General features: G+C 71.8%; 10 protein-coding genes. 3 read left to right on the top strand and 7 right to left on the bottom strand.

The window, feature by feature from the left end; all coding sequences use genetic code 11:
• Nucleotides 1-20 precede the first annotated feature (20 nt).
• The 4 genes from ACWDSL_RS32215 to ACWDSL_RS32200 all read right to left on the bottom strand — a co-directional run bounded on the left by ACWDSL_RS32215 (nucleotide 21) and on the right by ACWDSL_RS32200 (nucleotide 3436).
• The gene (locus ACWDSL_RS32215) at nucleotides 21-911 is read right to left on the bottom strand and encodes an ABC transporter ATP-binding protein (protein ID WP_450491483.1); all 891 of its coding nucleotides are present in this window, start codon (nucleotides 909-911) and stop codon (nucleotides 21-23) included.
• Entirely contained in the window at nucleotides 908-1969 is a 1062-nt protein-coding gene (locus ACWDSL_RS32210; protein ID WP_450491481.1) for a FecCD family ABC transporter permease, read from the bottom strand. Before ACWDSL_RS32210 ends, ACWDSL_RS32215 begins: the two co-directional genes overlap by 4 nt.
• Complete coding sequence (locus ACWDSL_RS32205; RefSeq protein ID WP_450491479.1) at nucleotides 1966-2967, bottom strand: FecCD family ABC transporter permease; 1002 nt, start codon at nucleotides 2965-2967, stop codon at nucleotides 1966-1968. The genes ACWDSL_RS32210 and ACWDSL_RS32205 overlap by 4 nt, the downstream gene beginning before the upstream one ends.
• A gap of 67 nt (nucleotides 2968-3034) precedes the next feature.
• On the bottom strand, nucleotides 3035-3436 hold the full coding sequence (locus ACWDSL_RS32200) for an NTP pyrophosphohydrolase (RefSeq protein WP_450491477.1): 402 nt from the start codon (nucleotides 3434-3436) through the stop codon (nucleotides 3035-3037).
• Nucleotides 3437-3571: 135 nt separating this feature from the next.
• On the opposite strand from ACWDSL_RS32200, the gene ACWDSL_RS32195 reads away from it, so the two are divergent.
• Complete coding sequence (locus ACWDSL_RS32195) at nucleotides 3572-4615, top strand: hypothetical protein (RefSeq protein WP_450491475.1); 1044 nt, start codon at nucleotides 3572-3574, stop codon at nucleotides 4613-4615.
• 9 nt (nucleotides 4616-4624) lie between these two features.
• Here ACWDSL_RS32195 and ACWDSL_RS32190 read toward each other — a convergent pair whose 3' ends face one another.
• Entirely contained in the window at nucleotides 4625-4990 is a 366-nt protein-coding gene (locus ACWDSL_RS32190; protein ID WP_450491473.1) for a hypothetical protein, read from the bottom strand.
• A gap of 265 nt (nucleotides 4991-5255) precedes the next feature.
• On the opposite strand from ACWDSL_RS32190, the gene ACWDSL_RS32185 reads away from it, so the two are divergent.
• Nucleotides 5256-6293, top strand: a complete 1038-nt coding sequence (locus tag ACWDSL_RS32185) for a hypothetical protein (protein WP_450491471.1) — start codon at nucleotides 5256-5258, stop codon at nucleotides 6291-6293.
• A gap of 40 nt (nucleotides 6294-6333) precedes the next feature.
• Nucleotides 6334-9000 carry a TPR end-of-group domain-containing protein gene (locus ACWDSL_RS32180; RefSeq protein ID WP_450491469.1) on the top strand — a complete coding sequence of 889 codons (2667 nt, stop codon included), beginning with the start codon at nucleotides 6334-6336 and terminating at the stop codon, nucleotides 8998-9000.
• 58 nt (nucleotides 9001-9058) lie between these two features.
• Here the strand turns inward: ACWDSL_RS32180 and ACWDSL_RS32175 are convergent, their stop codons facing one another.
• Both ACWDSL_RS32175 and ACWDSL_RS32170 read right to left on the bottom strand, forming a co-directional pair.
• Entirely contained in the window at nucleotides 9059-11188 is a 2130-nt protein-coding gene (locus ACWDSL_RS32175; protein WP_450491467.1) for a 3-hydroxyacyl-CoA dehydrogenase NAD-binding domain-containing protein, read from the bottom strand.
• Nucleotides 11185-12402, bottom strand: a complete 1218-nt coding sequence (locus ACWDSL_RS32170; RefSeq protein ID WP_450491465.1) for a thiolase family protein — start codon at nucleotides 12400-12402, stop codon at nucleotides 11185-11187. The genes ACWDSL_RS32175 and ACWDSL_RS32170 overlap by 4 nt, the downstream gene beginning before the upstream one ends.
• Nucleotides 12403-12682: the final 280 nt, after the last annotated feature.

The raw sequence follows: 12682 nt of genomic DNA, 5'->3' as shown, positions 1-12682 counted from the left end.
AGGCAGTTCTTAGGCGAGGCTTACCTTATGTTGCGTACGGGTGCGGCGGTAGCACCACCCCCGGCAGCACCGCCCCCAGCTACCGCTGGGGATGCCCCCTGGTCCGCAGCCCACGGAGCGCCCGGCACCACCAGCGGATCGCCCGTCACCGGATCCGGTACGACGACCGAGGCAAGACCGAAGACCTCCCGCACCAGCTCCGCGGTGACGATGTCGCCCGGCGCGCCCTCCGCCACGATCCGCCCGCCCCGCATGGCGATCAGGTGGTCGGCGTAGCGCGCCGCCTGGTTCAGATCGTGCAGCACCGCGACCACGGTGCGGCCGCGGTCGTGGTTGAGCTGCCGGACCAGGTCGAGGACCTCCACCTGGTGGGCGATGTCGAGATAGGTCGTCGGCTCGTCGAGCAGCAGCACATCGGTGTCCTGGGCCAGCGCCATCGCGATCCACACGCGCTGCCGCTGGCCGCCGGAGAGCTCGTCGACCGGCCGTGTCGCCAGCTCGGCGGTCCCGGTGCGCTCCATGGCCTCGCCGACGGCCCGCTCATCCTCCTCCGACCACTGCTGCCACCACTTCTGATGCGGCTGCCGCCCGCGCGAGACCAGATCCGCCACCGTGATCCCCTCCGGCGGCACCGGGGTCTGCGGCAGCAGCCCGATGGTCTGGGCGATCCGCTTGGTCGGCAGACGGGACAGCTCGGCGCCGTCCAGCAGCACCGCGCCGCGCCGCGGCTTGAGGAGCCGGCCGAGCGCGCGCAGCAGGGTGGACTTGCCGCAGGCGTTGGGGCCGACGATCACCGTGACCTTGCCGTGCGGGATCTCCAGATCGAGGCCGTCGACGACCGTGCGGTCCTCGTACGCGAGGGTCAGCTCCCGCGCGGTCAGGCGGTTCTCGGTCACGCGGTTGTCGGTCACGCGGTGCCTCCGGAACGGCTACGGGTGCGGATGAGCAGCCACATCAGATACGGGGCGCCCACCAGGGCGGTGAACACGCCGACCGGCAGCTCGGTCGGCGAGAAGAGCCTGCGGGCCAGCAGATCCGCCGTGACCACGACCAGCGCCCCGGTCAGCGCCGAACACAGCAGCGGCGGCTGCTCGGTGCGCGCGACCCGGCGCGCGATCTGCGGGGCGAGCAGCGCCACGAAGTCCACCGGACCGGCGGCGCCGGTGGCGACGGACGCGAGAACCACCCCGAGGCCGCTGAGCCCCAGCCGGACCCGGTCAAGCCGGACGCCGAGCGCGGTGGCCGTATCGTCGTCCAGCGACACCCCGCGCCGCGCCCGGGCCGCCCACAGCAGCGGCACCAGCAGGACCAGCAGCGCCGTCGCGAGCGGCGCGGCCTGGTCGTAACCGCGGCCGTTGAGCGACCCGGTGAGCCAGACCTTGGCCTGCTGGGCCACCAGATAGTCGCCCTTGGTCAGAAACAGCCGGGACAGCGAGCCCAGGGCCACCGAGATCCCGATGCCGATGAGGACGAAGCGCGAGGCGCTGAGCCCCTTGCGCCAGGCGAACACGTACACCAGCGCCGCGGCCGCGAGACCGCCGCCGATCGACACATACGGCAGGGCGGTGTACGAGGTGATGCCGAAGGTCATGGCGGCGACCGTGGCCGCGCCCGCGCCATGCGTCACCCCGATGACATCGGGGCTGGCGAGCGGATTGCGGGCCATGGTCTGGATCAGCGCGCCGGACAGCCCGAAGGCCACGCCCACCAGCAGCCCGGTCACCAGGCGCGGCAGCCGGAGCGTGCCCACCACCAGCTCGTCGGGGCTGGGCTGCCCCAGCAGCACCCGTACGACCTCCGTGGGCGAGACGAACGACTCGCCGACGCACAGCGACGCCACGACGGCCACGGCCAGCGCGGCGGCGAGGACGACGGCCGCCACAACGGCCCTGCGGTGCACCAGGAAGCTGCCCCGCCCGGCCTTGACCACGGTGTACCCGGCGACGTGCACGGCCCGGATGCTGCTCACGCTGTTACCGCCTTCCGGCGCACCAGGGCGATCAGGAACGGCACGCCCGCCAGGGCGGTCATCACGGACACCGGCACCTCCGAGGGCGGGAAGACGATACGGCCGATGACATCCGAGGTGAGGATCATCACCGGGCCGAGCAGCGCGGCCATCGGCAGCAGCCAGCGGTGGCCGGTGCCGACGAGGGCGCGCGCGATATGCGGAACGGCCAGGCCGGTGAAGGCGATCGGGCCCGCGGCGGCGACCGCGACACCCGTCAGCACGGTCGCGCCCACGGTGCCCGCCATCCGCAGCAGCCCGACATTGCGGCCGAGCCCCCGCGCGACGTCGTCGCCGAGGGCGAGCGCGTCGAGCCCGCGGGCCATCGCCAGCACCAGCAGCAGCCCGGCGGCCAGGAACGGCCAGGTCTGGCCGGCGATCGTGGCGTCACGCCCGCCGAGCGAGCCCACGTCCCAGAACCGGAACTCGTCCAGGACCCGGGCGTTGGTGGTGACGATCGCCGAGACCACCGAGGCGATGAACGCGTTCATCGCGGCACCGGCCAGGGCGAGTTTGACCGGCGACGCGCCCCCGCGGCCGCTGCTGGCCACCGCGTACGCGCACACCGCCGCGAGCGCCGCGCCCGCGAAGGCGAACCAGACGTACCCGTTCAGCGTGTGCACCCCGAAGAACGCGATCGCGCAGACCACGCCAAGCGAGGCCCCCTGGCTGATGCCCAGGATGCCGGGCTCGGCGATCGGGTTGCGGGTGATCCCCTGAAGTACGGTGCCGGCCACGGCGAGGGCCACCCCGACCATGACGCCGATGACGGTCCGCGGCACCCGCAGGGACCGCACGACTTGGGCGTTGTCGCTCGTACCGCCGTGCAGCAGGGCGTCGTACACCTCGCCGATGGCGATCTGGCGGCTGCCGACCGCGAGGCTGAGCACCACGGCGGCCAGGAGCAGCAGCGCCGCCGCGGATATCCAGCCGACGCGGCGGCGCGCGACTCCCGACATTCGCCCCTTCTCTCTTCCGTACTCTTAGCCAAGGCTTGCCTAAGGGTACGTGGGGCCGGCGGGCCGCTCAGTCGGCGGGGCGGACCGAGCGCGGGCCTGTGACCTCGGCCCCCAGCGCCTGTACCCGCGTCCGGAGCTCCCGGTCGGCGGTCACCGCCAGACACGGCCGCCCCGGCTCACGGGCCGCCACCACCTCCACGATCCGGTCGTCCCCGCTGCCCGGCGCCCGCTCCACCCGCACCCCTGGAACGGACGCCACATCGCGCGCGGCACCCTCGACCACGAGCACGATCTCCACAGGCGGCCGCGCGGCCCACTCCGGGACCCCGGGACGGGGCGGCAGCCCGCTCTCGGCGAGGGCGGCGAGCCGGTCCCGCAGCCGCTCGGCCGCGCCGCGCCGGTCCCGCCACCAGCCGTCGGGCACCGAACCGATGACATTCGCCGCGTCCACGACGACAAGACCATTCATAAGGGAGGCAAAATACTATGGGTGGCACCGCGTCAGCAGGGGTGACGCGCAAGCCTCGTGGACCTCGACGACCTCGTGGAGGCCCATCCAGGCTCACCCAGGGGGAAAGACGTCAGGGAAGGGTTGCAGCGGGCCATGGCGTTGCGGTTGCTCCGCGGCAAGGACGGCAGGCTCACGGCCTACGCACCGGTGGCGGGCGGCATCGCCCGCTGGACCGAGGAGCGGCCCGGGGGCCCGCGGTGGACCGGGCCGCGGCTGATCGAAGTGCCCGGCCTGACCGCGCTGACGGTGGCCCAGGGCGCCGACGGCTACGCCCATCTGCTGGGGCTGCGGCACCGGCAGGGCGGCGGCGACGGCCCGGACGTGGACATCGTCCACGCCACCCAGTTCCAGACCGCCAGACCCCTGACGGCCTGGCACTCCCTCGGCACCCCGCACCCCAAGGACCGGGGCAAGGCCCAGCGGACCGGGGCCCCGGCGGCGGCCGTGGACTCCTCGGGGGCCGTGCACGTCTTCGTACGCAACGCCGGGCGCGGGGTCAGCGCGCGGCGGCAGGACGGCAAGGGCAAGTGGGGCGGGTGGACCGACCTCAAGGGCGCCGGCGTACTGGACGGGCTGTCCGCGGCCGCGACCGCCGACGGGCGCGTCGAACTGCTCGCCCCGGCCGGCGGCGGCGCCCTGCGCTGGTACCAGCCCGAGGCCGGCGCCGCGTACGAGCGCGCCGAGGACATCCCCGCCCGCCCCGAGGCCGCCTCCGCCGCCGCCCTCGCCAGCGGCCGCGACACGGTCACGCACTACTGGCGCGACGCGGAGGGACGCGGCGTGCTGGCCTGGCGGCCCGGCGCGGACGAGGCGGCGCCGCTCGGCGGGGAGACGGGCACCGGGCCGATCGCGGTGATCCGTACGACGGTGGACGGCTACGACTGCACGGTGCTGGCCCACCGCGACGCCAAGAGCGGGCGTCTTGCCGTTGCGGCGCACCCGACGGAGGACGAGGCGGCGGGGGTGTGGTGGACGCCCTCGGGCCGGCCGGGCACGGGATGGCCCGCGCTGGCCCTGGACGGCCTGGGCCTGGTCGTACTCGCCGCCCTCGCGGACGACGGCGCGCTGCTGGTGGCCCGCCAGAAGACGGACGAGCCGGGGCTGGCGCTACGGGCGTGGGGGCGGGTGGGGGAGTGAGGCGTGCGCTCAGCCGAGGGGGTTGAGGTCGCCGATCGTCCAGGCGCCCACCTCGGACAGCGGCACCCGAAGCAGCCCGTAATCGTCGATGGGCACGGCCGGGCCGCCGGTGACGATCCGCGCCCAGGTCAGATGAATATGGGTGGTCTCGGGATCGTGGCGCAGCATGTCCGCGGCGAAATCCTTGGCGAATTCGGTCAGTGAACTCTTCTCGGACAGCAGGCTCATGTGCTGCCTGAGCCATTCGTCCCGGGGGAGGATGGCGCCCGTGATGATCACGCCGCCCACCAAGACGGTGATGGGGAGCGGGGATTCGCAGTCATCCATGTCGGTCCGGCGGACGAGCTTTTCCAGCAGTGCGTCGTCGTAGTTCATGAAATGCTCCAGATTTTCCGTGAATTCGCTCAGCCGCGGCCGTTGCAGGCCTTGCAGTCGCTGCTGCGCCGCCGGAAACCACCGTGCACCGGTCCGGGAGGGCGGGCACGCGGTGCAACGGGGTGGCTCGTTGCACCGCCCTGTGCACCGCCCTGACCTGCGGGTTCTGGCGTTGCAGTGCAACCAGAACCCTCTCGGTCGCCTCCAGTTGGCCTGCGGTGAAGCACTGTTCTATCGTTAACAGCATTCACTGAGGGGGATGTTCATGGACGAACCGACCGAGCTCTTCGGGGACTTGGCGCACGCCCTGGTCCAGTCCCTCGACGCGTGGGCGACCACCGTCGGCCAGGTCACCGACACCGACCGGCGCCCCACCCGCGCCGGTCTGGTCGCGGAACTGGAAAGGGAACGGCTGGAGTTCGAGCGCATCGGCCGGAGCCGGAAGAAAATCGATCTGCCTCTTCTGTCGTACTGGCTCAAAGGACGCGACCAATTGCTGCCAGGCAGCAAGAAGAACCGACTGCCGAGCCAAGAGGACTGCGAAGCCATCGCACGGGCGCTGTTGCCGAAGGCGCCGCACAGCGCTCAAGAACTTCCCGCGATCGGCGTCGAAATCGCGGAACTCGCACGGCGGCTGAAAGAGGAGGCCGGTCCCGGGTGGCGGGATGACGTCCTCGCCGGCCTCGCGCCCGCCGCCACGCACACCATTCTTGAAACGCATGCCATTCCTGAGACGCACCCGCTTCCCGAAATGCCCGTGGAGCCACGGCGGAAGTGGAAAGCGTGGCAATTCGCTGTGGCGACGGCGCTCGCCGTGGGGCTCGTCACCGGCACCATGGCGCTGCGCAGCGGCGCCTCGGAAGGAGACCGGGCATCGGGCGGGGACGTCGCGCGGACAGCGGACGTGACGGGGGATCACCGCTGCGGCCGTACGCGGGCGGTGGGCGCCGTGTCATGGCGGCCCTGCGCCTCGGTCGGCAAGGACTCCCTGTCCTTCGTCGTCCAGCTCAGCAACTCCTCGACCCGGGCGATGACGGTGAAGGCCCGGATCGCCTACGTCCAGGCCGGGGCCGAGCACGAGTGCCCCGCGCCGTGGGGCACCGCACGCGAGGTCACCATTCCGGCCGGTGCCACCGTGACCAGCCCCGCGCGTGGCTGTACGGTCCCTGTCATCCCCGCCCAGGCATTCCAGGCCAGGGTGCGGGTGGCCGAGAAGAACGCCTCCGCCTGGGGCTACCGGGAGCATTCGCCGACGGTGCACATCCAGGCCGACGGCCGTTGCCTCTGGGCGGACCAGCTCTGAAACGTGAACGCTGTGATCACAGCGGTGAGGGAGATATGCGGTGACGGATGAGCGGACGCCGCGCGAGAAGCGGTTGCGACGGGCGCTGGCCTCCTCGGGATGGCTGAAGAACGCCGAAGGCGCCTTGGAACGCACGGGCGCCAACGGTACCGAGTGGCGCTGTGCCCTCGAACCCGCCGAGAACGACGGCGCGCCGGAGACCATCCGTCTGGAGATACGCGGCGCGAGCGGGAGCTTCACCCAGAACCTCGTGCTCGACGTCAGGGGGACCGCCGACCCCGCGGATTTCTTCGACGGTCCGGTCGACCGGCTCGACGAACTGCTCGGCGTCATCGCCGGCCTGCCGTCCGCAGTGACCGGGCGCACGCTCACCGACAGGGTGCTGATGCCCCTGTTCGTGTGCACGGCGGTCTTCACCCGAAGGTTCGGTGTCCCGCTCCACACCTCCGGATTCCACAAGGATCGGCTTCCCCGCCCGGCCTCCGCCCCGCTGCCGCAGGCCGTCGCCGCGGCGCTCGCCGCGCCCCACGACGGCGCGCGCTGGCTGGACGCCGCCTTCGCCGCCCTCGACGCGGACTTCCCGCATCTCACGCTCACCGCGCTGGACCGGGCGCTGGCCGCCGGGGCGGATCCGGCGGTTCCGGAGCTGTGGCGCGCCTGGCTGCTCAGGAGCGTGGATACGGGCGAGGCCCTGGCCGCGCTTGACCGGGCCGCGGCGGCCGGAGGCGGCGTCACCGGCCTCGCCCGCTGTCTGCGGGGGACCATCCACCAACTCGGCGGCGATGCGGAGCGCGCGCTGGAGGCATGGGAGCGGGCCACGCTGGAGGACCCGGACGACCCGTACGGATGGGGCGTACGGGCGCTGACGCTCGCCAAGCGGGACCGCACCGCCGACGCGGCCGGCGTCCTCGCCGACGCCGTCGCCCGCCACCCCGGCGACGCCACCCTGCACTACTACCTGGGCTATGTGCGCACGCTGCTCGATGACGCCGAGGGGGCGTTCGACGCGCTGGAGGAGGCGATCCGGCTCCGGCCCTCGCTCGCCGGGGAGATCCTTCCCGACCCGGATCTGGCCGGGCTCCGGGATCATGAGCGCTTCGCGTCCCTGACCGCCGCGCGCGCCGCGGACAACGGCCAGGAGGCCGAGGTGACGGAGTCCCTACGACGGCTCGCCATCGCCGTCGCGGCCCAGGGGGCGCAGCGGGCGAAGGACTGGCGGCGCGCTCGGCTCATCACGTACGTCGGCGGCGACGAGGAGGGCGGGACCGATGTCTCGTACACCTCGGCACAGGGCCGAGAACTCGATCTCGAAGTGGATCTGAAGGCCCTCCGCCCGCTGCTCCATGCCCTGGAGCGGTCCTTGCCGGACGAGGCCACGGCCGTCGAACTGGAGGTCCACGCCGCGGGCTGGTTCGAAGCGCTCATCGCCCCGGGCGTCCGCGGCAGCCACCGCCGGAACCAGATCGTCCATGTGCTCGGCAGGCCCGGTGACCCCTGCGGCGACCCGGGCGACGTGCCCGGGGGCCCGGACGACCCGACCGAGGCCGGCGACCCCGCCGAGGCCCCCCGCCTGCTGCACGACTACCTCCGTCTGCGCGCCGAGACCACCGGACGTGAGGAGACGCTGCCCGCCCCCGACCCCGAACGCGCGGACCGCCTCGCCTCTCTGGCGCGGGAGTGCGGCGCGGCACTCCCCGCGGACCTGCGCGCGCTGTACGACATCGCCGACGGGGACGGCGACCTCGGGCTCCTGGACGGCTTCGAGTGGTTCACCGTTTCGGCCCTCAAAGACCACCAGGTCAACCGCTGGTGGACGGTGGACATCCACGAGAACGCCTGGATCGACGGAGCGGTCTCCGACAGCGGCCCGCACGCAGCCGTGCGCCGCTCGCACGACCGTCCGGGCTGGATCCCGTTCGCGTACGGCAGCAGCCTCGACTATCTCGCGGTCGACCTGGACCCCGCGGAGAACGGGAGGCCGGGCCAGGTCATCCGGATCGGCACCCGCCGCCCGTACGCCGAGTACGTCGCCGACTCCGTGACCTCACTGCTGCGCGGCCACGTCGAGGCGCTGCGGCAGGGCCGCTTCACCAACGAGGACGGATATCTGACGATCGATCTGGCGGGCATGGGGCGGGAGGACGACCATGGCGGCGCATGCCATGCACGCGGCACCCTGGGCGCTGCCGACATCGACGAACGCACCCTGACCCTCGACGCGAGGGCCAACGGCGGCCTCGACCTCGCGGCCGTACGCAACGCCCCGCTGCTGCGCGAGGCCCGCCTGCTCTGCGGTTCCGCCGACCTGGCGCCGCTGAGCGACGTCCCCGTCAGAACGCTGGACCTGGACCTGCGCGCGCTCGACCTCTCCCCGCTGGCCGGCCATGCCACACTGCGCACCCTGACGCTGAAGGCGCCTCATGCGGTGGACCTCACCCCGCTGCTGACGGCCGGACAGCTCAACGGCCTCGACCTGGCGCAGGCCACGGTGCGGGACATCACCGTGCTCGGCGGCCTGCGCCGGCTGCGGCATCTGTCGCTGAGCTACGAGCAGTGGCAGGAGCTCTGGGCCGAGGGTGTGACCCCACCGGAGCTGACCGTGGCCATCCTGGACGGCGACCACTCACCGAGCACCCGGGCGGACTGGCTGCACCAATTCACCACCGCCCGTCAGTACATCGGCGCCTTCCCCACCACAGGAGGGTGAACGCGCGAGTGCCGGACGGGCAGTCAGCCCGTCCGGCACTCGGGACACAACGCGCGCGTTACGCCGGGACGCTCGCCACGCCCGGGGCCAGGAAGCGGCGGCCGACCACCCGCTCCGAGACGCCCTCGCGGTCCAGGTACGGCGTGATGCCGCCCAGGTGGAAGGGCCAGCCGGCGCCGGTGATCAGACACAGGTCGATGTCCTGCGCCTCGGCGACGACGCCCTCGTCCAGCATCAGGCCGATCTCCTGCGCGACCACGTCCAGGACGCGCGTACGCACCTGCTCCTCCGTCAGGACCGAGTCGCCCTGCTCCAGCAGCGCGGCGACCTCCGGGTCCAGCTCCGGCTTCCCGGAATCGTGGACGTAGAAGCCGCGCTTGCCCGCCTCGACCACGCGCCGCAGGTTCTCCGAGACCGTGAACCGGTCCGGGAACGCCCGGTGCAGGGTCTCCGAGACATGCAGGCCGATCGCCGGGCCGACCAGCTCCAGCAGCACCAGCGGCGACATCGGCAGGCCCAGCGGCTCGACGGCGCGCTCGGCGACGTCGACCGGGGTGCCCTCGTCGATGACGTTCTGGATCTCGCCCATGAAGCGGGTCAGGATCCGGTTGACGACGAACGCCGGGGCGTCCTTGACCAGGACGGCCGTCTTCTTCAGCTTCTTGGCCACGCCGAAGGCGGTGGCCAGCGAGGCGTCATCGGTCTTCGCACCGCGGACGATCTCCAGCAGCGGCAGGATCGCGACCGGGTTGAAGAAGTGGAAGCCGACGACCCGCTCGGGGTGCTGAAGCTTCGAGGCCATCTCGCTCACCGACAGCGAGGAGGTGTTGGTGGCCAGGATGGCATGCGCCGGCACCACCGCCTCGACCTCGGCGAACACCTGCTGCTTGACGCCCATCTCCTCGAAGACGGCCTCGATGACGAAGTCGGCGTCGGAGAAGGCCGCGGCCTTGTCCAGCGAGCCGGTCACCGCTGCCTTGAGGCGGTTGGCCTTGTCCTGGTTGACGCGGCCCTTGAGCAGCAGCTTGTCGATCTCGTCGTGGACATAGCCCACGCCCTTGTCCACCCGCTCCTGGTCGATGTCGGTCAGCACGACCGGCACCTCGAGGCGGCGCGCGAAAAGCAGCGCCAGCTGCGAGGCCATCAGACCCGCGCCGACCACGCCCACCTTGGAGACCGGGCGGGCCAGGGACTTGTCCGGGGCGCCGGCCGGGCGCTTGGCGCGCTTCTGGACCAGGTTGAAGGCGTAGATGCCGCTGCGCAGCTCGCCGCCCATGATCAGGTCGGCGAGGGCGCCGTCCTCCGAGTCGAAGCCCTGGCTCAGGTCGCCGTTCTTGGCGGCGGCGATGATGTCCAGCGCCCGGTACGCGGCCGGGGCCGCCCCGTGCACCTTGCTGTCGGCGATGGCCCGGCCGCGCTCGACGGCCGCGTCCCATCCCTCGCCGCGGTCCACGTCGGGACGTACGACCTCGGTCTGGCCGCTGAGCACGGACGCGGTCCAGATCAGCGACTGCTCCAGGAAGTCCGCGCCCTCGAAGAGCGCGTCGGCGATCCCGAGCTCGTAGACCTGCTTGCCCTTGAGCTGCCGGTTCTGGTTGAGCGAGTTCTCGATGATCACCGTGACCGCGCGGTCGGCGCCGATCAGGTTCGGCAGCAGGGTGCAGCCGCCCCAGCCGGGGACCAGGCCGAGGAAGACCTCGGGCAGCGAGAAGGCGGGCAGCGCGGCCGAGACGGTGCGGTAGGAGCAGTGCAGTCCGACCTCGACGCCGCCGCCCATCGCGGCGCCGTTGTAGTACGCGAAGGTGGGCACGGCCAGGCCCGCCAGCCGCTTGAAGACGTCGTGGCCGCCCTTGCCGATGGCCAGCGCGTCCTCATGGCGCTTCAGCAGCTCGACGCCCTTGAGGTCGGCGCCGACGGCGAAGATGAACGGCTTGCCGGTGACACCGACGCCGACGACCTCGCCCTCGGCGGCCTCCTTCTCGACCTGGTCGAGCGCGGCGTTCAGATTCGCCAGCGAGGCCGGGCCGAAGGTGGTGGGCTTGGTGTGGTCAAGACCGTTGTCGAGGGTGATGAGCGCGAACCGGCCCGCGCCGAGCGGCAGGTCCAGATGGCGGACGTACGCCTGCGTCACGACCTCGTCCGGGAACAGCTCGGCCGCGCCCCTCAGAAGCTCTTCGGTACTGGTCACTTGTTCCCCTCGAAGTGCGGGTTCTCCCAGATCACGGTGCCGCCCATGCCGAAGCCGATGCACATGGTGGTGATGCCGTAGCGGACCTCGGGCTGCTCCTCGAACTGCCGGGCCAGCTGCGTCATCAGCCGCACCCCGGAGGAGGCGAGCGGGTGCCCGAACGCGATCGCGCCGCCGTACTGGTTGACGCGCGGATCGTCGTCGTCGATGCCGTAGTGGTCCAGGAAGGACAGGACCTGTACGGCGAAGGCCTCGTTGATCTCGAAGAGGCCGATGTCCTCGATCGTCAGCCCCGCCTTGGCGAGTGCCTTCTTGGTCGACGGGATCGGGCCGTAGCCCATCACCTCCGGCTCGACACCCGCGAAGGCGTAGCTGACCAGCCGCATCTTCACCGGCAGGCCCAGCTCCCTGGCCACGTCCTCGGCGGCGACCAGCGAGGCGGTCGCGCCGTCGTTGAGCCCCGCGGAGTTGCCCGCGGTGATCCGGCCGTGCGGGCGGAACGGGGTCTTCAGCGTGGCCAGGCCCTCCAGCGTGGTGCCGGGGCGCATCGGCTCGTCCGCGGTCGCCAGGCCCCAGCCCAGCTCGCCGCCTTCAGGGCTGGTGCGCCGCACCGAGATCGGCACCAGATCTGGCTGGATCTTGCCGTTGGCGTACGCCTTGGCGGCCTTCTCCTGGCTGCGCACCGCGTACTCGTCGGCGCGCTGCTTGGTGATGTGCGGCAGCCGGTCGTGGAGGTTCTCCGCCGTCATGCCCATGAAGAGGGCCGACTCGTCGACCAGCTTCTCCGAGACGAACCGCGGGTTCGGGTCGACGCCCTCGCCCATCGGATGGCGGCCCATGTGCTCCACACCGGCCGCGACGACGATGTCGTACGCGCCGAAGGCGATGGAGCCGGCGGTCGTGGTCACGGCGGTCATCGCACCGGCGCACATCCGGTCGATGGCGTAGCCGGGCACCGACTGGGGCAGCCCGGCCAGGATGCCCGCGGTACGGCCGATGGTCAGGCCCTGGTCGCCGATCTGCGTGGTCGCGGCCACGGCCACCTCGTCGATGCGCTCCGGCGGCAGATCCGGGTTGCGGCGCAGCAGCTCCCGGATGCACTTGACGACCATGTCGTCGGCGCGGGTCTCGTGGTAGATGCCCTTGGGACCCGCCTTGCCGAACGGGGTCCGGACGCCGTCGACGAAGACGACGTCCCTAGCGGTACGAGGCACGTTGGCTCTCCTCCAGGTGCGCGGGGTGGCACTGCTGCGGGCACGCCCGGCAAGGGGCGCGCCATGACCTCATGCTACTTATGAGTAACCACGGTGCCCAGCCCCCGCCCCGGGAGGGTCGAACATCACACGTGTGCCGCCGTATCGGCCGGAGTGATTTGCGGTGAGTATGGGACAGCGACACGCCGACGAAACAGGGTGTCGCTGTGACGATCGGGAAAGCACACCTCATTAATCCAATGAACAAAGAATGAATAAATTTTTTATTCTGTTTATTTTA

The sequence above is a fragment of the Streptomyces sp. NPDC000941 genome (assembly GCF_053599555.1).
Note: the sequence above shows the minus strand (reverse complement) of the source record. Positions and strands in the feature narration are given on the sequence as shown.